The sequence below is a fragment of the Haemophilus haemolyticus genome, from assembly GCF_003490935.1.
Taxonomy (GTDB): Bacteria; Pseudomonadota; Gammaproteobacteria; order Enterobacterales; family Pasteurellaceae; genus Haemophilus; species Haemophilus haemolyticus_M.
Map to the genome: position 1 here is coordinate 1 of NZ_QQGD01000005.1, position 25,390 is coordinate 25,390.

The following is a 25,390-nucleotide window of genomic DNA, read 5'->3' on the forward strand; positions in this document are numbered from 1 at the left end:
TTACCAAATACATAAATAGAATAAAGCAGAGTAGAATAAAAGATAAGAACCCCAGTTGAAAAGCTGGGGTTTTTATTTTTGGGAATTTACTTATTATTTAAAGAAATAAGAGTCTAATTTTAGTTTTAATAAAACGGATATCTTCATATACGATTTTTTATAAGTTTGTTAAACTAATAAAAATTTATGTTTTTCTAATTTAATGAATTATCAAGATCGCATTTCTAATATTTTCTCTGTTGATGGCGAATTAAGTCAAAGCATCAAAGGTTTTAGACCTCGAACTGAGCAGATTGAAATGGCACATGCTGTTGGCGAGTCAATTCAAAATAAATCTTCCCTTGTTATTGAAGCAGGAACGGGTACAGGAAAGACCTTTGCATATCTGGCTCCTGCTCTAGTGTTTGGTAAAAAAACAATTATTTCAACGGGGTCTAAAAATCTTCAAGATCAGCTTTTTAATCGAGATCTTCCTGCTATTAAAAACGCCCTTAATTTCACGGGAAAAATAGCGTTGTTAAAAGGTCGAGCAAACTATCTTTGTTTAGAGCGTTTAGATCAAGTTATTGCTCAAGGTGTGCTTGGAGATAAGTCTGTTTTAGCTGAATTAAGCAAAGTACGTAAATGGAATAACAGCACTAAGACAGGTGATTTTACAGAATGTATTGAGCTTGCAGAAGATAGCCCTATTATTCCTCAACTGACGAGTACAGCGGAAAGCTGTTTAGGTACAGATTGCCCTAATTATTCAGAATGTTATGTAGCAAGTGCGCGTAAAAAAGCATTAAATGCTGATTTGGTTGTAGTTAATCATCACTTATTTTTTGCAGATATGGCCGTGAAAGAAAGTGGTTTTGGAGAACTCATTCCGAATGCAGAAGTGATTATTTTTGACGAAGCTCATCAGTTACCAGATATTGCGAGTCAATATTTTGGTCAATCTTTGACATCACGTCAGCTTTTTGATTTGAGTAAGGATATTAATATTGTCTATCGCACAGAACTTAAAGATATGCTGCAGCTTGGCACAACATCTGATACCCTACTGAAGATTGTACAAGATTTTCGTTTATTACTGGGTAATGGGAGTAATGTTCGAGGAAATTGGCGTGAACTTTACACGCAAAGTGCGGTGAAAAAAGCCTTTGAATTATTACAAGAGAAAATAGATTTTTTATCTGAAGTAATAAAATTAGCACTTGGTCGTTCCCAAACTTTAGACAGTATTTTTGAGCGTGTTGAATCCATTAAAATTCAGCTCAAGCGTTTATCTGAAACAAATATTGTGGGTTATTGTTATTGGTATGAAGGAAATGGTCGCCAGTTTGGTTTACATATTACGCCATTGACGGTGGCCGATAAATTTGGTGCTCAGCTCGAAGCTAAAGAAGCTGCTTGGATATTCACATCCGCGACATTAGAAGTAGGTGGAACCTTTAATCATTTCTGCCAACGTTTAGGCATTGAAGATGCTACACAAAAAATTTTACCGAGTCCCTTTAATTATTCTGAACAGTCTTTACTTTGTGTGCCTCGATATTTGCCGAATACGAATCAGGCTAATACATTAAGCTCACTAGGAGAAATGTTATTACCTGTGATTGAAGAAAACAAAGGGCGTTGCTTTGTTCTTTGCACTTCTTATTCAATGATGCGTGGTTTAGCAGAGTATTTTCGTGAAAAAAGTCATCTTTCAATTTTATTACAAGGCGAGACCTCAAAAGGCAAATTACTCGAGCAATTTATAAAAGAAACGCATAGCGTTTTGGTGGCAACTTCTAGCTTTTGGGAGGGGGTAGATGTGCGAGGCGATGCACTTTCTTTAGTCATCATTGATAAGCTTCCCTTCACTGCACCAGATGAACCTTTGTTAAAAGCCCGTATTGAGGATTGTCGTTTGCAAGGTGGCGAACCATTCAATGGCATTCAAATTCCTGAAGCGGTGATTACGTTGAAACAAGGTGTTGGGCGTTTAATTCGTGATGTTACCGATCGTGGCGTTGTGATTATTTGTGATAATCGATTGGTGATGCGCAATTATGGCGAAACTTTTTTGAAAAGTTTACCTAACTCAAGTCGTACCCGTGATCTCAACAAAGTGATACAATTCTTACAAAATAAATAAACGAGAATAATAATGCAAAATTTAACTTTATTGGCGCTAGATACTTCAACTGAAGCCTGTTCAGTCGCTTTATTTCATCATGGTGAGAAAACACATATTAATGAACTTGCTCAACGCACTCATACCAAACGAATTTTACCCATGATTGATGAAATTTTGGCAAATTCAGGTTTACGTTTAAATCAAGTTGATGCCCTCGCCTTTGGGCGTGGGCCTGGTAGTTTTACTGGAGTTCGTGTTGGCGCTGGGATTGCACAAGGTTTAGCATTTGGTGCTGATTTGCCCGTCATTCCTATTTCAAATTTAACCGCGATGGCACAGGCTGCATTTGAATTACATCAAGCAGAAAATGTCGTTGCAGCGATTGATGCCAGAATGAATGAAGTTTATTTTTCTCAATTAATGAGAGAAAAAGTGCGGTCTGATATCGGGGAATTTTTTCAATGGCGAGAAATCATAACTGAACAAGTTTGTTCGCCAGAACAAGCAATTAAACAGCTTCGAGATGATAATGCATTTAGAGTCGGGACTGGTTGGGCTGCGTATTCTCAATTTACTGAAAAAAATCTAACAAGCTCAGATATAGCGTTGCCTAATGCCTTATATATGCTGGAGCTAGCACGAGTAGAATACTTGCAGAAACGCACAATTTCAGCTTTAGAGATTGAACCGATTTATTTACGGAACGAAGTTACTTGGAAAAAATTACCAGGGCGTGAATAAGTTTAAATAACTGGAGGATAGAAAATGAAAGGAAAAATTACCTTATTTTTTACCGCACTTTGCTTGGGATTGGCAGGCTGTATGACACCGCCGAAAGGGTTAGAAGAAGAGAGATTCTCTATTAATTCCTATCGCGAGATTTCCCCTCAGAATTTAACTTGTCATTGTAAAACTGTTCGACTTGGAGGGAAAATTGTTCAGGCGACTGTTTTACCAAATCGAACAAAAATTGAAGTGTTAAGTTTACCGGTATCATCAATTTCAGGTAAACCATTTGTTGAATTTCAATCAGATGGCCGTTTTATTGTGTATTTCAACGGCTTTGTGGACCCTGAAAATTTAAAGGAACGTTATATTACTGTGGGCGGGCTATTAGCTGGAACTGAGAAAGGCAAGATCGAACAAGCTGATTATACTTATCCTGTTATTCAACCTGATAAATACCGTATTTGGACACTTAGTACCACTTATGATTATCCAACAGATGATTGGGATGAAGATGATGATTGGGGATTTTTTAGATGGAGACATCGCCCTTGGTATGTTCAGCCTGAAATTCGCTATTATTTGAATTAAATGATAAAATCTTAAAAATTTTCCAACAAATTAGGATAAAAAATGGAAAAAATTTGGTTTCAAAATTATCCAGAAGGTTCTGAAAAATTTCTGGATACCTCAAAATATGAATCTATTTTAGATATGTTCGACAAAGCTGTGCGCGAACATCCAGATCGCCCCGCTTATATTAATATGGGGCAAGTACTTACTTTTCGTAAATTAGAAGAGCGCAGTCGTGCATTTGCCGCGTATTTGCAAAATGAATTTAAACTTCAGCGTGGAGATCGCGTGGCATTAATGATGCCAAATTTATTGCAATATCCTATCGCACTTTTTGGTATTTTACGGGCTGGCTTAATTGCAGTAAATGTGAATCCTCTTTATACACCCAGAGAATTAGAGCACCAGTTGCAAGATAGTGGTGCGGTAGCGATTGTCGTGGTATCAAATTTTGCTTCTACCTTAGAAAAAGTCGTCTTCAATACCAATGTCAAACACGTTATTCTTACCCGAATGGGCGATCAACTTTCATTTGGTAAACGTACTTTAGTCAATTTTGTTGTGAAATATGTGAAAAAACTGGTGCCGAAATATAAATTACCGCACGCAGTGACGTTCCGCGAAGTGTTGAGTATTGGTAAATATCGCCAATATGTTCGCCCTGAAATGGAACGCGAAGATTTAGCCTTTTTACAATATACTGGCGGCACAACCGGTGTAGCGAAAGGCGCGATGCTGACGCACGGAAATATTATAACCAATGTATTCCAAGCAAAATGGATTGCAGAGCCATTTATCGGCGATCATTCTCGCACTCGCTCAGCTATTTTAGCTTTGCCTCTTTATCACGTATTTGCTTTAACGGTGAACTGCTTATTATTTTTAGAGTTAGGTGTAACGGCAATCTTAATCACCAATCCGAGAGATATTGAGGGATTTGTGAAAGAGTTGAAAAAATATCGTTTTGAGGCGATCACTGGTGTAAACACTTTATTTAATGCCTTGTTAAATAATGAAAATTTCAAAGAAGTTGATTTTTCAGCTTTAAAACTTTCTGTTGGTGGGGGGATGGCTATTCAACAGTCTGTAGCAACACGTTGGCATGAATTGACGGGCTGTAACATCATTGAAGGTTATGGAATGACGGAATGTTCACCATTAATCGCCGCTTGTCCGATTAATGTTGTGAAACATAATGGCACTATTGGTGTACCAGTGCCAAATACTGATATAAAAATCATTAAAGATGATGGTTCAGAAGCAAAAATTGGCGAACCCGGTGAATTATGGGTGAAAGGTGAACAAGTCATGCGAGGTTATTGGCAACGACCAGAAGCAACTAGCGAAGTTTTAAAAGATGGTTGGATGGCAACTGGTGATATTATCATTATGGATGAATCATATAGCTTACGCATTGTAGATCGTAAAAAAGATATGATTTTGGTTTCTGGCTTTAATGTCTATCCAAATGAAATTGAGGATGTCGTTATGCTGAATTACAAAGTGGCTGAGGCTGTGGCAATCGGCGTTCCTCATGAAGTTTCTGGTGAAACGATTAAAGTATTTGTGGTGAAAAAGGATGATAGTTTAACCCGAGATGAACTTCGAAACCATTGTCGCCAATATCTCACAGGCTATAAAGTACCAAAAGAAATTGAGTTTCGAGACGAACTGCCAAAAACTAATGTAGGTAAGATTTTACGTCGGGTTTTACGCGATGAAGAGATCGCAAAACGTTCAAAACATTAATGTCAAAATGGGATAGCAATATCCCATTTTTGTTCTTTTTAAATAAAAAATCACTATGATAAAAGAATGTCAAAATCCACCGCACTTTACGGTTATTACGGATAATACTTCGCTATTGGAAATTTGCAATTTGGCTCAGCAGCAAAGTGCGGTTGCCCTAGATACAGAATTTATGCGTGTATCCACTTATTTTCCTAAGTTGGGATTAATCCAACTTTATGATGGCGAGCGCGTCTCTTTAATTGATCCTTTAGCGATTACGGATTTTTCGTCTTTTGTTGCATTGTTATCCAATCCTAAGGTATTAAAAATCTTACATTCTTGCAGTGAAGATTTATTAGTTTTCTTACAAGAATTTGATCAGCTTCCAGGCCCAATGATTGATACGCAAATTATGGCGCGCTTTCTTGGACTTGGCACGTCAGTAGGATTGGCAAAATTAGCACAACAATACTTAAATGTAGAAATCGATAAAGGCGCAACACGGACGAATTGGATCAAACGCCCACTTTCTGATATTCAACTTCAATATGCGGCAGGGGATGTTTGGTATTTGTTGCCGCTTTATCATATTCTTGAAAAAGAGTTAGCGAAAACACCTTGGGAACAAGCCGTAATTGATGATTGCGAACTTGCTCTTGCTAAAACGCATAAATTACAAGAGAGAGATTCAGAAAAAGCGTATTTAAATATTTCAAATGCTTGGAAATTAAATCCATTAGAATTGTCTCGTTTAAGAATTTTGGCGCAGTGGCGACAAAACGTCGGAATAGAACGTGATTTAGCACTTTCTTATATTGTGAAATCAGATAATCTTTGGAAAGTGGCAAAGAATAATCCACGTAATACATCTGAAATGTTAGAAATGGGATTAACTGAAAATGAAGTACGTGTACGTGGTAAAAAGATTTTACAATTGCTTGCTCAAGCAAGACGCGTTTCACCTAATGATTACCCAAAACCTATTGAACGTATTTCTGAAGATCCTCGTTATAAAAAAACAATTCGATTGTTGCAAGAAAAAGTAAATAGCTTAACACCAGAAGGTTTAACCCCTGAAATCGTTGCAAGTAAACGCACTTTGGAAGAATTGATTAAATGGGTGTGGAAATATGATTGTTCTCAAGAAAAACGACCAGAGTTGCTGATTGGATGGCGAAAACCTATTGGTGAAAAGTTAGTTGATGTACTTAAGTAAATATAAAAAAGCGTTGAGCAAATAGCTCAACGCTTTTAGTTTTTACTCGTAGAGTTTTTTCACTTGTTCAGGTGTCATCACTCGTTGGTATTTACTAAATTCTTTTGCCATATAGTAAGCACCAAAATTTGTTAAGTGATCTTGATCAGCATACAAATATTTTCCTTCTGCCATAACGCTATCTTTGGGTAAATACTGTTGAGCATCTACCCAATAAACATTAGGTATATCTTTGACTAAATCGTGAATGATTTTGTTACTAGCATCAATATCGCCCATACGATGAATTGGAGTCAAATATTTTTCAAGTCCATAATTTTCTAATAAATATCCACGCAGTGGAGAACGGCTTACTGAACTATTATTAGCAAAAACATATACTGGTTTTTGCATAGCTAATTGTTTCACTGTATTTTTAAAACGCACTTTAAAGTCTGGTTCAATGAAAGTTTCGGGTCTAAAGCGAGGTACTGGTTGTCCGCCCATTTTCAAGTCATAAAATGCTGAAATAAATATCGCTTTATATTGAGAATCTTTCTGCCACACAGATTGACAATTAGGATCTAATTGGTATTTATCATTCACAATAAAGCTACATTCAAATTTATCTTTGAAAATATCTGCTTTCCAGCCTTCTTTATTCCCCACATAATTTAGAAAAGCTTCTAAATGTGCAGAATGAGAATCACCTAGAATGATAACCTTAGCAGGATAATGATTTTCATTAGAAACAGGAATTGCTTGTTCAATGTATTCTTTTTCAGCTCGTATTGTTTGTCTTTTATAAAGATTAAATCCTAATAGTAAAAGAGAAGGAATAAAATAAATATAAAGAAAACTTTGTTTAAAGGTTAGTTTCAATTTTCTAATTGGCTGTTCGATTAAATAATAACTTAGAACTGAAAATATTATTGTTAATGCTGTTACTATAGCAATAGATTGATTATTAATTTGTTTTTCACCCGTTATATAATAAGCTAGTGCAATAAAAATCCAATGGTATAAATAGAGTGAATAAGAAATTTTTCCAATAAACACTATAGCTTTATTAGATAAACATAATTTAATGATATTATTTTGAGATGTGGTATGAATAATTAATGCTGTAAAAATACAAGGGAGAATTAAAGTTACACCCGGAATAAATGCAATATCATTATTCATTAAAAATAAGCAGGAAAATAATAATAATGTACTTAAGATAGCCAGAATATTACTTACTTGCGTGCTTAATTGAATCTTGTTTGAGCAATGATAAATTGCTAGTAACGATCCCACAAGTAATTCAGGGAATCTTAGGTTAGATAAATAATAGATATTAGGTTGATGCAATACTTCTTTGTAAAAAGAAGCTGGAATAAAAGAAGTAGAAAGTAAGATAAAAAACAAAATTAGCGTTATAATAAACAATACTTTAATTTCTCTAAACTTTTTATAAGCTAAAGTTAGGATAAGTGGAAAAATAAGATAGTATTGTTCTTCTACGGCTAATGACCAAATGTGCAATGCAGGATTTTCATTCGCGCTTAAATCAAAATAACCTTGTGTTAATCCTAGATAGAAATTAGATAGGAATGCAATAGCTAATTCAATCGTTTTTCTTAATTTATTGAAATCATTATAAATAAAAATAGCAGACGCAATGAAAGACACTAATGCCATTACTGTAATAAAAGCAGGATAAATTCGTTTAATTCGTCGAGTATAAAATTGCTTAAACGAAAAAGAATTCTGTTGAATTTCTGTGATAATAATACCTGTAATCAGAAACCCAGAAATAACAAAGAAAATATCTACCCCAAGAAAACCGCCTGGTAACCAGTTTTCATTAAGATGATAGATAATGACAGAAATAACCGCGATTGCTCGTAACCCATCAATTTCTGGGCGGTATTTAATAGATGACATAATATTCCTTATAATAAAATATAAACTGCACCTTGATTTATGCGTCAAAAGTGCGGTTATTTTTTTATGTGTTTTTACACGTTGAATCGGAAGTGCATTACATCGCCATCTTGTACAATGTAATCTTTGCCTTCTAAACGCCATTTACCCGCTTCTTTTGCACCATTTTCACCGTTGAATTGGATAAAGTCTTCATAAGCTATAACTTCTGCTCGGATAAAGCCTTTCTCAAAGTCGGTGTGGATTACTGCGGCTGCTTTTGGTGCGGTTGCGCCAACTGAAACTGTCCAAGCTCGTACTTCTTTTACGCCAGCAGTGAAATAAGTTTGAAGATTTAAAAGTGCGTAACCTGCACGAATGACGCGGTTCAATCCCGGTTCTTCAATGCCTAAATCTTGTAAAAATTCGACTTTTTCTTCATCATCAAGTTCCGCAATTTCAGATTCAATCGCCGCACATACTGGAACAACCACAGCCCCTTCTTTTGCAGCAATTTCACGAACGCGATCTAAATATGGGTTATTTTCAAAACCATCTTCGTTCACATTTGCGATATACATTGTTGGTTTTAAAGTTAAGAAGTTATAACTCTTGATTGCTTGTAATTCTTCTTTGTCTAACCCAACAGAGCGAATCATTCCCGCATTTTCAAGTACAGGAAGAATTTTTTCCATAACGGAAAGTTCAAATTTAGCCTCTTTGTCGCCACCTTTGGCACGTTTTTGTAAACGTTGGATCGCACGTTCACAGCTGTCTAAGTCTGCTAAGGCTAATTCGGTATTGATGGTATCAATGTCATCTTGTGGGTCAATTTTCCCCGCAACGTGCACGATATCGTCATTTTCAAAGCAACGAACGACGTGGCCGATCGCATCGGTTTCACGAATATTAGCGAGGAATTTGTTACCTAAGCCTTCACCTTTACTTGCTCCCGCAACTAAGCCTGCGATGTCCACGAATTCCATTGTGGTAGGTAATACGCGTTCAGGTTTAACGATTTCTGCTAATGCATCTAAACGCGGATCTGGCATTGGCACGACACCAGTATTTGGTTCGATAGTGCAGAATGGATAGTTTGCAGCTTCAATACCAGCTTTAGTGAGCGCGTTAAAAAGAGTAGATTTGCCCACATTTGGCAATCCCACAATACCACATTTGAATCCCATAATTTTTCCCTTATTTTGAGTAAAACGGTTGTAAAATTAACCGCATTTTTAAATTTTAAAACTGTTTAAACGGTTGGTCGCTTTGACCATTCCATCTTTGAAAATCATTTCTACACAATCAGTCGCTTCATCTAGCACTTTTTCAAGTGCATCGCGATCTGCCGGTGAGGGTTTATTTAAGACGTAACCTGCCACTAAATCACGATGGCCAGGATGCCCAATGCCAATACGTAAACGGTAGAAATTATTGTTATTGCCTAGTTGAGCCACAATATCTTTTAAGCCGTTGTGTCCACCGTGCCCGCCACCTTGTTTGAGTTTTGCTGTGCCTGGCGGTAAATCTAATTCATCATGAATCACTAAAATTTCTTCAGGTTTAATACGGTAAAAACTTGCCAATGCCCCAACCGCTTTACCACTTAAATTCATAAAAGTTGTCGGTACTAAAAGGCGCACTTCTTTTCCATTCACTAAAGTGCGGGCAGTTTTTCCGAAGAATTTACTTTCTGGATTTAGCAAAACGTTAAAACGACGTGCCAAGCGTTCAATAAGCCATTCGCCCGCATTGTGGCGTGTATCGGTATATTTATCGCCAGGATTTCCTAAACCAACAATAAGTTTTATTTCTGACATTTTTATTTGATGATGTAAAAAATAGTGGCGTATTGTAGCGAAAAAGCCCTAAAGTCTCAATCTACATCACTTATTTTGATTTCACTGCTTCTAATAAAGCACTTAGAAGTGTAATTTCTTTCTCTTTTGGCTCTAAAATAGTTCGAGCATTATTTAAAATCACGATCTATTGATGACTCTATTAATTATAATGAACTAGCTAATTTAACGGAAAATTTTGTTTCAGGTGATATAAAATTTCTCTGTGATGAAGCTTCAAGAAAGGCTCTAAAAAATAATAGTAAAATATCTCAGTCTATTTTAATTGAAACAACTTCTAATACATCACCTTCATTATCCTTAGATGAACTAAAAGAATATGAGAAAGTAAAAGAGAAGTTTTGAAATAAAAATTCTAAGAACAAACCTATAAAGAATACTATAGGTTTCTTTTAATACATTAGTGTGTAAAGAATAATGTTTACACGCCTACTTAAACTAATCTACTAATAATAAATTTTTAAGTAATATCCCAACTCTAATTCTGTAGTAATCATCACTTAATTGCTTTTTAGCTGTTTCACCGAAAAGAATTGTCCAAACCGAGTTCACGTTCTACATCTTCAAGTGAATACACTTTTTCCTTTCTGGCTCGAACACGTTCAATAACCGCATTTGCCATATCTTCCAAATCCTCCATATAAGCTTCAAGTGCTGCTTTTACATAATAGGATTTTGCTCAGCCGATTTGTAATGAAGATGATCAAGACGATGATGAAGTTCGTTAGATTATCTTATTGTAAGCGTCATAATATATTCTTAAAATATTGAAAATGTACTTAATGTAATACAAGTATTATAACGCTAAAACTAATACACCCGATAAAATCAAAATACTGCCTGCGACTAATTTCAAGCTCAACGGCTCGCCTAAGATAACCACGCCTAAAATAATCGCGATGACCACGCTTAATTTATCAATTGGGGCGACCCAAGATGCTGGGGCAAGTTGAAGGGCTCGATAGTAACAAAGCCAAGAAAGCCCAGTGGCGATGCCTGATAAAACTAAAAAAGTGAAAGGTTTGGCGGCGATATGTTGTGGTAGTTGCCATTCGTTGCGGGCGGAAATAATACCAGCGGTGATTAGTAAAATCACGATGGTGCGAATAAAAGTAGCGAGATTGCTATTCATCCCGTCCACACCAAGTTTGCCTAAAATCGCCGTTAAGCCTGCAAAAAATGCCGAGCCAACGGCAAAAAATACCCAATTCATTTTGTTTCCTTATTTATCGTTAAAACTGACCGCACTTTTTCACTATATCCGTTATAATAGCCCAAAATTTTTTGATGAAGAAATAAAGATGAGCCAGATTAACATTGAAATCGCTTATGCTTTGCCCGAACGTTATTATTTGAAATCTTTTCAAGTTGATGAAGGCATTACCGTGCAGACTGCGATTACGCAATCAGGGATTTTAAGCCAATTTCCAGAGATTGATTTGAGCACAAATAAAATTGGGATTTTCAGTCGTCCAATAAAATTGACTGATGTATTAAAAGAGGGCGATCGTATTGAAATTTACCGTCCATTACTTGCTGATCCGAAAGAAATTCGCCGTAAACGTGCAGCAGAGCAAGCTGCAGCCAAAGACAAAGAAAAAGGAGCTTACAAATGACCGCACTTTCATCTGTTGATTTTTGTTTACCTGAACATATCTCGCCAGAAATTTTTCTACGTGATTATTGGCAGAAAAAGCCACTTGTGATTCGTAACGGTTTGCCCGAAATCGTTGGGCAGTTTGAGCCACAAGATATTATTGAGCTTGCACAAAATGAAGATGTTACTGCTCGTTTAGTGAAGACATTTTCTGATGATGATTGGAAAGTTTTTTTTAGCCCTTTAAGCGAGAAGGATTTTCAAAAATTACCAGAAAAATGGTCGGTGTTAGTTCAAAATTTGGAGCAATGGTCGCCTGAATTAGGACAACTTTGGAATAAATTTGGCTTTATTCCTCAATGGCAACGTGACGACATTATGGTGTCTTACGCGCCGAAAGGAGGCTCTGTTGGTAAGCATTATGATGAGTATGATGTATTCTTGGTGCAAGGATATGGCCATCGACGTTGGCAATTAGGTAAATGGTGTGATCCAAGTACCGAATTTAAACCAAATCAGCCAATCCGAATTTTTGACGATATGGGCGAATTGGTGATTGATGAAGTGATGAATCCGGGCGATATTCTCTATATTCCAGCCCGTATGGCACATTATGGTGTGGCTGAAGATGATTGTTTAACCTTTTCTTTTGGCTTGCGTTATCCAAATTTAAGCAATTTGATTGATGGGATAAGCGAAGGTTTTTGTCATCAAGATCCTGATTTGAATTTAAGCGAGTTTGATTTGCCGATACGTTTAAGCCAGTCTGAACAACGTACAGGTAAACTTGCGGATGAAAATATTCAAGCGATGAAACAGTTTTTATTGGATAAATTGGCTCATTCAGAAGCTTTTGATGCATTGTTTAAGCAAGCCGTAGCAAGTGCAGTGAGTTCTCGCCGTTACGAGTTATTAGTCTCTGATGAAATGAGCGATCCTGATGAAGTGCGGTCAATTTTAGAAGAGGATGGGGCATTCCTTTCTCAAGACAACAATTGTAAATTACTTTACACCGAAAATCCGCTGCGAATTTATGCTAATGGCGAGTGGTTAGATGAGCTTAATGTGATTGAGACCGAAGTGTTGAAACGCTTGTCTGATGGTGAAAGTTTGGATTGGGCATTTCTATTTAATTTAGTGAATGAAACCGAAGATCCCGAAACCTCAATGGATTTACTGTTGGATTCAATTTGTAATTGGGTTGATGATGGTTGGGTAATTATAGAATAATCAAGCTCCCCTCTTTAGAAAAGAGGGAATGGGGGGATGTTTGATAACGATGTTTAATTACTTACGAGGTTGATTTTACTTCTGCCAAATCTCCCCTTCCCCCTCTTTGCTAAAGAGGGGGATTACCTTTAACTTTTAAGCTATAACAAACTATGTCAGACAATATTTATTCCGTCTCTCAACTAAATTCGGCTGCTCGCCAGATGCTAGAAGGGAATTTTTCCCAAATTTGGCTAACGGGTGAAATTTCCAATTTTACGCAACCCGTGTCTGGGCATTGGTATTTAACGCTGAAAGATGAAAATGCACAGGTGCGTTGCGCGATGTTTCGTATGAAAAATTTGCGTGTTGCTTTTCGTCCGCAAAATGGGATGCAAGTGCTTGTGCGTGCCAATGTGAGTTTATATGAGCCTCGTGGTGATTATCAGCTTATTATTGATTCTATGCATCCAGCCGGTGAAGGCCTGTTGCAGCAGCAGTTTGAAGCATTAAAAATGAAGTTGGCTGCGGAGGGATTGTTTGCTCAAAATCTTAAGAAAAATTTACCGCACTTTAGTAAAGCAGTTGGGATTATTACTTCTTCTACAGGTGCGGCCTTACAAGATATTTTGCATATTTTGGCTCGTCGTGATCCAAGTTTAAAAGTTGTTATTTATCCCACAGCGGTTCAAGGCAAAGAGGCGACCGCAGAAATTGTGCAAATGATTGAACTTGCTAATGCGCGACAAGAAGTGGATGTATTAATTGTGGGGCGTGGTGGTGGTTCATTAGAAGATCTTTGGTGTTTTAATGAAGAAGAAGTGGCGCGAGCGATTTTTCGTTCAACCTTACCCATTATCAGTGCGGTAGGTCATGAAACAGATGTGACGATTGCTGATTTTGTTGCAGATCTTCGTGCGCCGACACCTTCTGCTGCGGCTGAGTTAGTTAGTCGTAATCAAGATGAATTATTGCAACAACTTCGCCATCAACAGCAACGTTTAGATATGGCATTTGATCGTTTATTTACGCGAAAAAGCCAGCGTTTGAAACAGCTAATTTTACGATTGCAAAATCAACATCCACAGAATCAGTTACGCGTTCAACAAGAGAAAAATGAACAGCTTACGTATCGCTTACAACTTGCTATGTTGCGTCAGTTTGAAAATACACAACAAAAATTGACCGCACTTTCTTCTCGTTTGAAACAAAATCCATTGCCATATCGAGTACAACGTCATCAACAACGCTTAGAGCAGTTGCAAGTGCGGTTAAATTTTTGCGTAAATCGCCAAGTGACGGAGCGTCAAAATAAACTGGCAACGTTATGTGGAAAACTGGATGGCTTAAGCCCGTTGAAGGTATTGGCAAGAGGTTATTCCATTGCGGAGAACCCGCAAGGTAAAGCCATTGTTAGCGTGAAAGATGTTAATCAAGGGGACTTAATTACAACCCAAGTGGCTGATGGAAAAATTATGAGTAAAGTTTTATAGGATGCCTATTTTGTAAAAATGGAGTGAAATACTGTTTCATTTACTTCTAAAAAAGAATGCTGTGATTGTTGAATAAATAATCATGGCATTTTGTTTTTTTGTGACTCACTTCAAACTTTCAACAAAAAGTGGAAACCTTCTATTTTTTTTGTAGTCTTTTAAGCGTATGATTTTGCGCGCAGTTTTGGAGAAAAAGATGTCAGAAATTCAACACTTTAGCCAACAAGATATAGAAATATTGGGTGAACAAACTTTGTATGAAGGTTTTTTCACACTCAAACGAATTCAATTTAAACATAAGCTTTTTGCTGGTGGCGAAAGCGGTGTGGTAACGCGTGAATTACTTATTAAAGGTGCGGCCTCTGCTGTCATCGCTTATGATCCAAAAGAAGATTCGGTGATTTTAGTTGAACAAGTTCGTATTGGCGCGGCTTATTATCCTGAATCTCATCGTTCGCCTTGGTTACTCGAATTAATTGCGGGGATGGTGGAAAAAGGTGAAAAGCCAGAAGAGGTTGCTTTGCGTGAGAGTGAAGAAGAAGCCGGGATTCAAGTAAAAAATTTAACGCATTGCTTAAGTGTGTGGGATAGCCCAGGTGGAACTGTAGAGAGAATTCATTTATTTGCCGGTGAGGTTGATAGTTCACAAGCAAAAGGTATTCACGGTTTGGCTGAAGAAAATGAAGACATTCGAGTACACGTAGTAAAACGTGAACAGGCGTATCAATGGATGTGCGAGGGGGAAATTGATAATGGAATTGCAGTGATTGGATTGCAGTGGCTTCAGTTAAATTATGCTCAGTTACAACAAAGTTGGAAATGTAGTTAGGGGGCATTAATGAAAAATACGTTTGTTTATCAGGCGGAAAAGCCTGTTATTAAGTTATTACAAATTACGGATCCCCATTTATTTAAAGATGAAAGTGCGGAATTATTGGGGGTAAATACACAAGCAAGTTTTGCTCAAGTATTAAAGGAAATTCAGCAAGAAAATAACGAATTTGATGTGATTCTTGCTACAGGCGATCTTGTTCAGGATAGTAGTGATGAAGGTTACACTCGTTTTGTAGAAATGATGAAACCTTTCAATAAACCTGTGTTTTGGATTCCGGGAAATCACGATTTTCAGCCTAAAATGGCGGAATTCTTAAATCAGTCGCCAATGGATGGGGCAAAACATCTTCTACTAGGCGAACATTGGCAAGCTTTATTGTTGGATAGCCAAGTTTATGGTGTGCCACATGGACAGCTAAGCCAGCATCAACTCGATTTATTAAAAGAAACCTTAGAAAAAAATCCTGAACGCTATACGTTGGTTGTATTACACCATCATTTATTACCAACGAATTCCGCATGGCTTGATCAACATAATCTTCGTAATTCTCATGAGTTGGCAGAAGTGCTTGCGCCTTTCACCAATGTGAAAGCTATTTTATATGGGCATATTCATCAAGAAGTAAATAGTGAATGGAATGGTTATCAAGTGATGGCAACGCCAGCGACTTGTATTCAATTTAAACCTGATTGCCAATATTTTTCTCTTGATACGTTACAGCCTGGTTGGCGTGAAATTGAGCTATATTCAGATGGTTCAATTCGTACGGAAGTAAAGCGAATTCAGCAAGCAGAATTTTTGCCGAATATGCAAGAAGAAGGGTATTAATCAAACTAAAGTGCGGTGAACATTCACCGCACTTTTTTCCAGTTAGAAACGGTACGCATCAGTAAATGTGTACCATTTTTTATGATTTTATTACGCAATCACAACTTGTTCTGCATCATCTTCAGCATGTTCAATATGCCCGATTAACCATGCATTCTCACCTGCTTGTTTTAAGATCGCTAATGCGGTCTCGACTTGCTCCTGAGGAAGCGCAATTACCATGCCGATACCACAATTGAAGGTTCGGTACATTTCATATGTGTCGATATTACCTTTTTCTTGTAACCAATTAAACACGGAAGGCCATTTCCAACTTTTTTCATCAATTACAGCTTTGGTGTTTTTAGGTAATACTCGCGGAATGTTTTCCCAGAAACCGCCGCCTGTTAAATGCGCAATCGCATGCACATCAGCTTGCTTAATAAGTGCTAACACGGATTTGACATAGATTTTTGTTGGCGCAAGTACATGTTCGCTTAATGGTTTATTATCAAGTAGTTCTGTTGCAGGATTAACGCCCGCGACATCAATCACTTTACGAACTAAAGAATAACCGTTTGAATGTGGGCCACTGGAACCTAAGGCAATTAATGCATCGCCATTTTTTACACGGCTACCATCAATAATTTCAGATTTCTCTACAACGCCTACACAGAATCCAGCTAAATCATAATCGCCTGCATGATACATGCCTGGCATTTCTGCTGTTTCACCACCTACTAATGCACAACCCGATTGCACACAACCATCAGCAATTCCTTTTACAACGTCAGCAGCTACATCAACATCTAGTTTTCCTGTTGCATAATAATCTAAGAAAAACAGTGGTTCAGCACCTTGAACGACTAAATCATTGACACACATAGCGACTAAATCAATGCCAATGGTGTCGTGTTTTTTTAAATCAATGGCTAAGCGTAACTTCGTGCCAACTCCATCGGTACCTGATACTAAAATTGGTTCTTTATATTTGCTTGGTATCGCACATAAGGCGCCAAATCCACCTAATCCCCCGATAACTTCCGCGCGAGTGGTACGTTTCACTTCAGGTTTAATTCGTTCAACCAAGGCATTGCCAGCATTAATGTCAACTCCGGCATCCTTATAGCTTAATGATTGTTTGCTCACAGTGTTTTCCTATATCGATAAGTATTGAAAAATAAATTGCGATTTATTTTAACAGTTTAAGCAAACGTTTGCGATTTAAATTTTGAGATAAAAAAGACCGCACTTTAGAAAAAGTGCGGTCGAGTTTGACATTGTTTTTAACGATTCGCCAGTTCAAAAATCATCGCTTCTGCTTGGCAACTAAAAGTGAAAGAGGCATTTAGTTGAACACCGTTTTCAACCGCCACGATTTCGCTTTTAATTTCGCAAGGATCGCTTTCTGTATCGCGCGCTTTCTTCGTTAATCGTTCAAGCGCTGCATTGGCATCAGCTTCTGTGTTATAAACTTGATGTACTTCTACGGTGCAGTCAGAGCCATCAATAATCGTGCCTACATCAACACAGCTACAAGTTAAGGATTCTTCTGCTTTGCATTTTACGGTCATTTTCTTTTCCTTATATGAATATTTTTGCACATTTTATCATTTTTCTTTTTCTCCATAAATGACAAAAATTGAACAAAATAGCCCATTAAATGTAAAAAGTTCCCGCTAACTGGTCGGAACTCTAATAAAAACAAGGAAATGAATTTGCACTCAATAGATTCGGGTTTTAGAATCGCCCAGATTTTTATTTATAACAAAGGTTTCCAAATGAAAAAATTTAATCAATCTGTATTAGCAACAGCGATGTTATTAGCAGCTAGTGGGGCAAATGCTGCAGCGTTTCAATTGGCGGAAGTATCGACTTCAGGTCTTGGTATGGCTTATGCGGGTAATGCAGCAGTAGCAGATAATGCATCTGTAGTGGCTACCAACCCTGCGTTAATGACTGAGTTTAAAAAAACAGAGTTTTCTGTTGGTGGTATTTTAGTTGATGCAGATGTTGATGTTGCTGGATCTATTGGTGGCGTACCTGCTAATCATAAAAATGTGATTCCAAATGCAATCGTTCCAAACATGTATGCTGTTGTTCCTGTCACAGAGCGTTTCGTATTAGGTGGCGGATTAAACGTAAATTATGGCTTGAAATCTGAGTATGGCAATCAATATGCTGCTGGTGTTTATGGCGGTAGAACAGAATTGACAGCATTAAACTTTAATTTAAGTGGGGCATATGATCTTGGTTATGGATTTAGTGCAGGGTTTGGTTTAAATGCAATTTACTCAGATGCAGAAGTTGAACGTCATCTAGGTATTGGTGGAAAAGCGATTGCACCTAAGTTAAAGGCTAAGGCTCAAGCTATTCAAGGAAATAATCCCCTGCCTGTTCTTAATGCGGTTAAGTTAAACGCTGTTGCGGAACAATTAGCAAATATGCCGGCGAATACATCTGTATCAAAAATTAAAGGTGATAAATGGAGCTTAGGTTGGAATGCTGGGATAACTTATAAGTTAAATGAAAACCATCGCTGGGGCTTAGCATATCACTCTGCTGTAAATGTTAAATTTAAAGGTGAATATTCAAATCAGCTCCCTGTTGATTATAATGCATTACTCCCACTCTTAGCAGCTTCTGGCACTTCCTTACCGATTAGTCAAGCCACTGGTGGAAAAAATGTGCCAGGAAGTTTAACGTTAAATTTACCAGCTTATTGGGAATTCTCTGGTTTCCATAAAATCACGGATAAATTAGCTGTTCAATATAGTTATAAATATACTGAATGGAAACGCTTAAAAAGCTTAACTGCATATGGTAATAGTGGTAATACCTTATTCCATAAGGATGAGAAATTTAGTAATGCATCACGCTATGCTCTAGGTTTTTCTTATAATGCAAATGACGCATTGACATTGAGAGCAGGCGTTGCATACGATAAGAGTGCAAGCGTAAATCATCCATCTATTTCAATTCCAGATACAGATCGTATGTGGTATAGCTTAGGTGCAACTTATCGTTTTACCCCAAATCTATCTGCTGATTTCGGATATTCACATTTACGTGGTAAGAAAAATAGCTTTAAAGAAGGCTCTGCTCAATTTAAAGTGACTTCTAAAGCTAATCTTTACGGTTTAAATATTAACTACCGTTTCTAATTTAGAAAAAATCAAGGATAATAAAGCACACTTCTACACGAAGTGTGCTTTTCTTTTATAAAACAAGGCTAAAAATGACCGCACTTTATTACACTTATTATCCTTCACCCGTCGGGAAGCTTTTGATTTTATCTGATGGTGAAAGTATTACACATATTGATTTTGAAAAAGAGCAATATGCACCTAATCCAAAATGGCACAAGCAAGATGAATTACCTGTTTTTCAAAAAGTGCGGTTGGCTTTTGAACGATATTTTAATGGGGAAGTTGAGCGCTTTACAGACATTCCCTTAAAACCAGAAGGCACAGCGTTTCAACAAGCCATTTGGCAAGCCTTGCGAGAAATTGATTATGGCGAGCTTTCAAGTTATGGAGAGCTGGCGTTACGGATTAATAATCCTAAAGCTGTTCGTGCCGTAGGTGGTGCGGTAGGAAGTAATCCGATTAGTATTATTATTCCTTGTCACCGCATTTTAGGCAAAGATCGTACTTTAACTGGTTTTGGTGGTGGCTTAGAGGCAAAACGTTTTTTATTACAGCTAGAGAAAATTCCCTATATTGATAAAGGCACTGAAAACACTAAACCTCGCTTTTTTAAGAAATATCACGAATGATTCCACAAACTCTTGAACAATTACTTTCCCAAGCGCAATCAATTGCAGGCTTAACTTTTGAGGAGTTAGCTGATGAACTGCATATTCCTATCCCTCCAGATTTAAAACGTGATAAAGGCTGGGTGGGGATGTTATTAGAGCGCGCTTTAGGCGCAACGGCAGGGAGTAAAGCTGAACAGGATTTTTCTCATTTAGGTGTTGAGCTTAAAACGTTACCGATTAATGCTGAGGGTTATCCTCTTGAAACCACTTTTGTGAGCCTTGCCCCGTTGGTACAAAATTCAGGGGTTAAATGGGAAAATTCCCACGTTCGCCATAAACTTTCTTGTGTACTTTGGATGCCGATTGAAGGCAGCCGTCATATTCCATTATGTGAACGCCATATCGGCGCGCCAATTTTATGGAAGCCAACCGCTGAGCAAGAACGTCAATTAAAACAAGATTGGGAAGAATTGATGGATTTAATTGTACTTGGCAAATTGGATCAAATTACCGCTCGAATTGGCGAGGTTATGCAACTTCGCCCTAAGGGTGCAAATAGCCGTTCTGTGACAAAAGGCATAGGAAAAAATGGCGAAATTATAGATACCTTGCCTTTAGGTTTTTATCTAAGAAAAGAATTCACCGCTCAAATTCTAAACGCATTTTTAGAAACAAAGTCGCTTTAACTTGATTTTAAGGCTCGTCAAAAACACGGAAAAAACCGACCGCACTTTTTAGCTCATTGCCGTAAAAAATTAAGGGGATTCGATTTCGTTCCCAAACTGGTACGCTTAATTCTTGCCAGATTTTTTTTATATCTTCTCTTGGTCGTTTCGGATGATGTTTAATTTTTCCCGAATAGCCAAAACGAATAGAAATAGGCAAGTCCGTTTTTTCCAGCGTAACAGAGTAATCCTGCCAGTAGAAAATCAGATTATGTTCATTTTCTTGCACAGTGAGATTGCCTAAATCATCAGGTAAACTTAACGTGTTTTGTTCTAATTTCAGGCAGTATTTGGTTAGATCAGAAAACGGCTTAGTTAAATATAAACTATCTTGATAACGTCGAATGGCTTTATTTACAAGCTGAAATTGAGGATTTGCCTCTTCTTTTGCAAAAACGACATCATTAATAAGCTGTGTAAGCTGGCGTTTACTTGGCATTTCAAGTTGGTTTTTGGCAAGCCACATACGCAAAAGTGCGGTCTGTTTTGCGGGTGAATATTGGCGAAATTGGAGCAGTTTAAATTGGTTTTTAATTTGACAATGTTCTGCAAAGGATTCGCTCAATAAATCATTAATTAATTGTTGCTGCTCAAAACAATGTTGTGCTGAACGTTGCACGGCTAAATCAAAATGAGCCCAGCGTTCACGTAATTCTGGCAAAATTTCATTGCGCAAGAAATTGCGATCGTATCGATTATCCTCATTACTTTCATCTGTAATCCAGTTGAGTTTTTCTTTTTGCGCATAATCTTCTAACTGTGTGCGAGTAAAGCCTAACAAAGGACGTAAAATTGGCATGCCGAATAATACACTTTGTTGTTGCATGGCGCCTAAGCCTTGTAGTCCGCTGCCACGTTTTAACGCTAAGAAAAATGTTTCTGTTTGATCGTTTAGATGATGCGCTGTGACCAGCATTTCTTGTGTTTGAAGAAGTTTTTTTATAGCTTGATAGCGTGCTTCACGAGCTCCAGCCTCTATGCCATTGGTTTTATTTACTTGTACTCGCTCGATAACCAATGGAATTTGAAATTGATCACATAAGTTTTGGCAGTGTTTGGCCCAATTATCTGCGTTTTGGCTTAATCCGTGATGAATGTGGATTGCTCGTATAGATAAAGGTTGTAAGTGCGGTCGTTTTTGACGAAGTTTTGCAAATAAAGAAAGAAGTACTGTGGAATCCAAACCCCCACTCAAGGCGATAAGAAACCCTTGAGCAGAGGTTTGTTTGAGTTGTTTTTCAATGTCTGAAAGTAAGTCCATTAGGCAACTTTTTCAGCTTTATAATTGCTGTTTGGATTGAGGATTTCAAAACGTGCGGCAATGGTTTGTAATTCGTAAGAACCTAGTTCAAAGGTGGTTTTCATTACGCCCGCTACTTCATTATTCATGGCTTCAAAGGCTTCAACATCAGATTTGCCATTGAGTAAATTTGCTAAGAATGTACCCGCGATTAAATCACCCACGCCCACTGGTTCAAAGTTGAATTGATAAAGCGGACGGCTTAAATGCCAAACACCTTCAGGGGTTGCCATAATAATTTCAAATGTATCAGGATCGTTAATTTTACCCGCACTGCCCAAATGTTTTACGAGGACTTTCTTCACGCCTTTTGCAATTAACGCATTCACCGCTTTTAACACATCATCAAAGGTATTAATTAGGAATTCGGTGAGCTGACGCAATTCATGCAAGTTTGGCGTCATAATGTCTGCCACTGGAATCGCTTTTTCAATGAGTGCTTCGCGAACACCATTGGCAACTACGCAGATTTTTTTCGGATGTGGCATCACTGGGTCACATAAATAAAGCGCATTTGGATTACGCAGTTTGATTTGTTCTAATGCAAACAGAATTTGATCGACTTGTTCCGCAGAACCTAAGTAACCAGATAACAAGGCGTCACATTCTTGTAGTTTTTCAATGTTATCTAGTCCGGTCACAATTTCTCGGATTTGTTCTTGTGGGATGACCATGCCTGTCCATTTTCCATATTGGGTGTGATTAGAAAATTGAACGGTATTTAATGCCCATACATCTACGCCTAACAACTGCATTGGAAAAGTCGCGGATTTGTTACCCGCAAAACCATAGACCACGTGGGATTGGATTGAAAGTACGTTTTTCATTATGTTTGCTCCTTTGTTGTTATATTTAGATCAAAAAAGAGCGGCAAAAATCACCGCTCTTTTATAATGTCAGTTAGCAATAACCGTAAGACATTAAACGTTCATAACGTCGATTTAATAATTCTTCTTTATTTAGTCCATCGAGCTCTGCTAAATCTTCTTTTAAACGAAGTTTTAAGTTTTCAGCCATTTTCGCATAATTGCGATGTGCGCCACCCAAAGGTTCTTGCACAATGCTGTCGATAAGATTTAGTTCTTTTAAACGGCTTGCAGTTAATCCCATTACTTCAGCTGCTGTTGATGCTTTTTCTGCACTTTTCCAAAGAATAGAAGCACAGCCTTCTGGAGAAATAACAGAATAGGTTGAATACTGCAACATATTAACTTTATCGCCCACGCCAATAGCTAATGCGCCACCAGAACCGCCTTCACCGATAACGGTACAAATAACAGGAACGGTAAGTTGTGCCATTTCGCGTAAGTTACGAGCGATAGCTTCCGCTTGACCACGTTCTTCTGCGCCGATACCCGGATAAGCTCCCGGAGTATCAATAAATGTGATAATTGGCAATTTAAAGCGTTCGGCCATTTCCATTAAACGTAAAGCTTTACGATAGCCTTCAGGTGCTGGCATACCAAAATTACGTTGTACTTTTTCTTTTACGGAACGACCTTTTTGATGACCAATCACCATAACTGGGCGACCATCTAAACGTGCAAGACCGCCAACGATAGCTTTATCATTAGCAAATGCGCGATCGCCCGCAAGTTCTTCAAATTCAGTAAAAATATGTTCGATATAATCTAATGTATAAGGGCGGTTTGGATGACGCGCCATACGTGAAACTTGCCAAGCATCAAGGTTAGCAAAGGTTTTTTTAGTGAGTTCGTTACTTTTCTTTTGTAAGCGCTTGATTTCATCAGTTAAATCAACTTTATCATCCGATGCTGCACGTAATGCTTCAATTTTTGCTTCTAATTCTGCAATCGGCAATTCAAAATCTAAATATTCTTGGCTCATTTTCTTATCCTAAAAAGACCGTAAAAATCGACCGCACTTTATCAAGAATTAAACTGTGGCGCAAATGGTTTTCACTGGTTGGGCAAGCTTATAATCGCTCTTTTTTGAAGAGTGATAAGACAAATAAAAACGCTGAGCAAATGACAACGGAAGGCCCTGCAGCGGTATCATAAAAGGCTGATAATATTAGCCCAGCTATAATTGATAACATACTGACTACAATCGCCCAGCCCACCATAGATTCTGGCGTTCTCGCAAAACGACGAGCGGTTGCCGCAGGGATGATTAATAACGATGTGATTATTAATGCACCGACAAATTTCATGCTCAAGGCAATAGTCAATGCGGTTAATATCATTAAAATAAAACGCATTTTTTTGATATTAATGCCTTCAACTTGCGCGAGTTCTGGCGATACGGTGGTGGAAAGTAAGGATTGCCAAAAGTAAATTAATGTTGAAAGCACAATTATCACGCCAATTCCAATATAAATTAAATCGGTATAATTAATTGCGAGCAAATCCCCAAATAAGTAACTCATCAAATCTACGCGTACATTCTGTAGTAATCCTACGGTTACAACCCCGAGTGATAAACAGCTATGGGCGATAATGCCGAGCAAGGTATCGATCGAAAATTGTGTATTGCTTTCTAACCACACCATTGCGATAGCAAGAATTAAGGTAAGCACGACAATCGCAATGTAAGGATTGACTTGTAAGAAAATGCCTAACGCTACGCCGAGCAACGCAGAGTGAGAAAGAGTATCGCCAAAATAAGCCATTTTCCGCCACACCACAAATACGCCAAGTGGTGCGGTAATAAGTGAAAGCAAAATGCCTGTTAAAAGGGCAGGAAATAAAATTTCAAACATTATTTATCCTTATTTTGGCAATGCACTGCTGATGAATTACAACCACATACATCACCGTGTAAGGTATGGTGATGATTATGATGATGAGTATAAAAGCCGACATTTTGTGCGAGCTGATTTCCCCATAAACGCATAAATGTTGGATCATTTGACAGAACATCGGGCGTACCAGCACAGCAAATATGTTGGTTAATACACAATACTTCTTTACTGTCCGCCATCACAATGTGTAAATCGTGTGATACCATCAATACGGCACAATTTAGTTTTTGTTGGGTTTGATGAATGAGCTGATAAAGCTCTGCTTGACCAGTAATGTCTACGCCTTGGGTGGGTTCGTCTAGCACAAGTAAATTTGGCTTATTTAAAATTGCACGCGCCAATAATACGCGTTGCATTTCACCACCAGAAAGTTTTTGCATATTGCTTTTGCGTAAATGTGAAATCGAAAGTTGCTCAAGTGCGGTGGATATTTCTTGTGTTTTAAGACCTTTTTTTAGTGAAAGAAATCGCTCAACCGTAATAGGCAAACTATGATCCAAATGGATTTTCTGTGGAACATAGCCAATGCGAACATTTTTACTGTAAATGACTTCTCCAGAAGTAGGCGTTTGTAGTTTTAATAAGGTTTTTAATAACGTTGATTTACCACCACCATTTGGCCCAACAATAGTGATAATAGAATTCGGATAAATATTTAAATTAATATTTTGTAGTGCAGTTTTTTGTGCGAAAACCACATTGATATTTTTTAATTGAATGAGCGGTTGTAGGTTTTGCTCGTTGCGAATGGCTGTGATATTCATAAAATCGCCGTGTTTTTAACAATGGTTGGGGAAAATA

26 protein-coding genes are annotated in these 25,390 nt (G+C 37.7%); 14 read left to right on the plus strand and 12 right to left on the minus strand.

Features of this window, described 5'->3' with window-relative positions; translation table 11 throughout:
* The first annotated feature begins 202 nt into the window (after window positions 1-202).
* Genes DV417_RS06820 through rnd form a run of 5 tightly spaced genes read left to right on the plus strand, consistent with a single transcriptional unit; the run spans window position 203 to window position 6,353 of the window.
* The gene (locus DV417_RS06820) at window positions 203-2,125 is read left to right on the plus strand and encodes a DNA repair helicase YoaA (protein ID WP_118879193.1); all 1,923 of its coding nucleotides are present in this window, start codon (window positions 203-205) and stop codon (window positions 2,123-2,125) included.
* A gap of 12 nt (window positions 2,126-2,137) precedes the next feature.
* Window positions 2,138-2,848, plus strand: coding sequence for a tRNA (adenosine(37)-N6)-threonylcarbamoyltransferase complex dimerization subunit type 1 TsaB (gene tsaB / locus DV417_RS06825; protein WP_046942119.1), 711 nt, complete (start codon window positions 2,138-2,140; stop codon window positions 2,846-2,848).
* Between the two features lie 24 nt (window positions 2,849-2,872).
* Window positions 2,873-3,424, plus strand: a complete 552-nt coding sequence (locus DV417_RS06830; protein WP_118776323.1) for a Slp family lipoprotein — start codon at window positions 2,873-2,875, stop codon at window positions 3,422-3,424.
* Between the two features lie 42 nt (window positions 3,425-3,466).
* Entirely contained in the window at window positions 3,467-5,155 is a 1,689-nt protein-coding gene (gene fadD, locus DV417_RS06835; protein ID WP_118879194.1) for a long-chain-fatty-acid--CoA ligase FadD, read from the plus strand.
* Between the two features lie 55 nt (window positions 5,156-5,210).
* The gene (gene rnd / locus DV417_RS06840; protein WP_118879195.1) at window positions 5,211-6,353 is read left to right on the plus strand and encodes a ribonuclease D; all 1,143 of its coding nucleotides are present in this window, start codon (window positions 5,211-5,213) and stop codon (window positions 6,351-6,353) included.
* 42 nt (window positions 6,354-6,395) lie between these two features.
* Here the strand turns inward: rnd and DV417_RS06845 are convergent, their stop codons facing one another.
* The 3 genes from DV417_RS06845 to pth all read right to left on the minus strand — a co-directional run bounded on the left by DV417_RS06845 (window position 6,396) and on the right by pth (window position 10,060).
* Window positions 6,396-8,261 carry an acyltransferase family protein gene (locus DV417_RS06845; protein ID WP_118879196.1) on the minus strand — a complete coding sequence of 622 codons (1,866 nt, stop codon included), beginning with the start codon at window positions 8,259-8,261 and terminating at the stop codon, window positions 6,396-6,398.
* 74 nt (window positions 8,262-8,335) lie between these two features.
* On the minus strand, window positions 8,336-9,427 hold the full coding sequence (ychF, locus tag DV417_RS06850) for a redox-regulated ATPase YchF (RefSeq protein ID WP_005627284.1): 1,092 nt from the start codon (window positions 9,425-9,427) through the stop codon (window positions 8,336-8,338).
* A 48-nt stretch (window positions 9,428-9,475) separates the two neighbouring features.
* On the minus strand, window positions 9,476-10,060 hold the full coding sequence (gene pth, locus DV417_RS06855) for an aminoacyl-tRNA hydrolase (protein WP_118859730.1): 585 nt from the start codon (window positions 10,058-10,060) through the stop codon (window positions 9,476-9,478).
* 180 nt (window positions 10,061-10,240) lie between these two features.
* Between pth and DV417_RS09685 the strand changes: the two genes are divergently transcribed.
* Entirely contained in the window at window positions 10,241-10,444 is a 204-nt protein-coding gene (locus DV417_RS09685; RefSeq protein WP_420897171.1) for a hypothetical protein, read from the plus strand.
* 175 nt (window positions 10,445-10,619) lie between these two features.
* On the opposite strand, the gene DV417_RS09690 is transcribed toward DV417_RS09685, so the two are convergent.
* Together DV417_RS09690 and DV417_RS06865 are read right to left on the minus strand one after the other, a co-directional pair.
* Entirely contained in the window at window positions 10,620-10,739 is a 120-nt protein-coding gene (locus DV417_RS09690) for a hypothetical protein (protein ID WP_420897220.1), read from the minus strand.
* Window positions 10,740-10,895: 156 nt separating this feature from the next.
* On the minus strand, window positions 10,896-11,312 hold the full coding sequence (locus DV417_RS06865; protein ID WP_046942114.1) for an EamA family transporter: 417 nt from the start codon (window positions 11,310-11,312) through the stop codon (window positions 10,896-10,898).
* 88 nt (window positions 11,313-11,400) lie between these two features.
* Between DV417_RS06865 and DV417_RS06870 the strand changes: the two genes are divergently transcribed.
* The 5 genes from DV417_RS06870 to cpdA all read left to right on the plus strand — a co-directional run bounded on the left by DV417_RS06870 (window position 11,401) and on the right by cpdA (window position 16,061).
* Window positions 11,401-11,715 carry an RnfH family protein gene (locus tag DV417_RS06870; protein WP_118879197.1) on the plus strand — a complete coding sequence of 105 codons (315 nt, stop codon included), beginning with the start codon at window positions 11,401-11,403 and terminating at the stop codon, window positions 11,713-11,715.
* Entirely contained in the window at window positions 11,712-12,926 is a 1,215-nt protein-coding gene (locus DV417_RS06875; protein WP_118879198.1) for a ribosomal protein uL16 3-hydroxylase, read from the plus strand. The genes DV417_RS06870 and DV417_RS06875 overlap by 4 nt, the downstream gene beginning before the upstream one ends.
* 152 nt (window positions 12,927-13,078) lie before the next feature.
* On the plus strand, window positions 13,079-14,398 hold the full coding sequence (gene xseA / locus DV417_RS06880) for an exodeoxyribonuclease VII large subunit (RefSeq protein WP_118879199.1): 1,320 nt from the start codon (window positions 13,079-13,081) through the stop codon (window positions 14,396-14,398).
* A gap of 196 nt (window positions 14,399-14,594) precedes the next feature.
* On the plus strand, window positions 14,595-15,227 hold the full coding sequence (gene nudF, locus DV417_RS06885; protein ID WP_118879200.1) for an ADP-ribose diphosphatase: 633 nt from the start codon (window positions 14,595-14,597) through the stop codon (window positions 15,225-15,227).
* Window positions 15,228-15,236: 9 nt separating this feature from the next.
* On the plus strand, window positions 15,237-16,061 hold the full coding sequence (gene cpdA, locus DV417_RS06890; protein ID WP_118879201.1) for a 3',5'-cyclic-AMP phosphodiesterase: 825 nt from the start codon (window positions 15,237-15,239) through the stop codon (window positions 16,059-16,061).
* Between the two features lie 90 nt (window positions 16,062-16,151).
* Here cpdA and purM read toward each other — a convergent pair whose 3' ends face one another.
* Both purM and DV417_RS06900 read right to left on the minus strand, forming a co-directional pair.
* Window positions 16,152-17,189 carry a phosphoribosylformylglycinamidine cyclo-ligase gene (gene purM / locus DV417_RS06895; RefSeq protein WP_118879202.1) on the minus strand — a complete coding sequence of 346 codons (1,038 nt, stop codon included), beginning with the start codon at window positions 17,187-17,189 and terminating at the stop codon, window positions 16,152-16,154.
* Between the two features lie 137 nt (window positions 17,190-17,326).
* Window positions 17,327-17,614: a YfcZ/YiiS family protein gene (locus tag DV417_RS06900; protein WP_005628579.1), complete on the minus strand. Its 288-nt coding sequence runs from the start codon at window positions 17,612-17,614 to the stop codon at window positions 17,327-17,329.
* A 207-nt stretch (window positions 17,615-17,821) separates the two neighbouring features.
* Between DV417_RS06900 and DV417_RS06905 the strand changes: the two genes are divergently transcribed.
* The 3 genes from DV417_RS06905 (at window position 17,822) to mutH (ending at window position 20,486) form a co-directional block, all read left to right on the plus strand.
* Window positions 17,822-19,204 (plus strand): outer membrane protein transport protein, encoded by a 1,383-nt coding sequence (locus DV417_RS06905; protein WP_118879203.1) that lies wholly within the window; start codon window positions 17,822-17,824, stop codon window positions 19,202-19,204.
* A gap of 74 nt (window positions 19,205-19,278) precedes the next feature.
* Window positions 19,279-19,818, plus strand: coding sequence for a methylated-DNA--[protein]-cysteine S-methyltransferase (locus DV417_RS06910; protein WP_118879204.1), 540 nt, complete (start codon window positions 19,279-19,281; stop codon window positions 19,816-19,818).
* Window positions 19,815-20,486: a DNA mismatch repair endonuclease MutH gene (gene mutH, locus DV417_RS06915; protein ID WP_118879205.1), complete on the plus strand. Its 672-nt coding sequence runs from the start codon at window positions 19,815-19,817 to the stop codon at window positions 20,484-20,486. Before DV417_RS06910 ends, mutH begins: the two co-directional genes overlap by 4 nt.
* Before the next feature lie 7 nt (window positions 20,487-20,493).
* Here the strand turns inward: mutH and tilS are convergent, their stop codons facing one another.
* The 5 genes from tilS to znuC form a co-directional block, all read right to left on the minus strand.
* Entirely contained in the window at window positions 20,494-21,786 is a 1,293-nt protein-coding gene (tilS, locus tag DV417_RS06920) for a tRNA lysidine(34) synthetase TilS (protein ID WP_118879206.1), read from the minus strand.
* Window positions 21,786-22,652 carry a pyridoxal kinase gene (gene pdxY, locus DV417_RS06925; protein WP_118879207.1) on the minus strand — a complete coding sequence of 289 codons (867 nt, stop codon included), beginning with the start codon at window positions 22,650-22,652 and terminating at the stop codon, window positions 21,786-21,788. Before pdxY ends, tilS begins: the two co-directional genes overlap by 1 nt.
* 73 nt (window positions 22,653-22,725) lie before the next feature.
* Window positions 22,726-23,673, minus strand: a complete 948-nt coding sequence (gene accA, locus DV417_RS06930) for an acetyl-CoA carboxylase carboxyl transferase subunit alpha (RefSeq protein ID WP_005633993.1) — start codon at window positions 23,671-23,673, stop codon at window positions 22,726-22,728.
* Window positions 23,674-23,761: 88 nt separating this feature from the next.
* Window positions 23,762-24,547, minus strand: coding sequence for a zinc ABC transporter permease subunit ZnuB (znuB, locus tag DV417_RS06935; RefSeq protein ID WP_005633994.1), 786 nt, complete (start codon window positions 24,545-24,547; stop codon window positions 23,762-23,764).
* Window positions 24,547-25,353 carry a zinc ABC transporter ATP-binding protein ZnuC gene (gene znuC, locus DV417_RS06940; protein ID WP_118859613.1) on the minus strand — a complete coding sequence of 269 codons (807 nt, stop codon included), beginning with the start codon at window positions 25,351-25,353 and terminating at the stop codon, window positions 24,547-24,549. The genes znuB and znuC overlap by 1 nt, the downstream gene beginning before the upstream one ends.
* Window positions 25,354-25,390 lie beyond the last annotated feature (37 nt).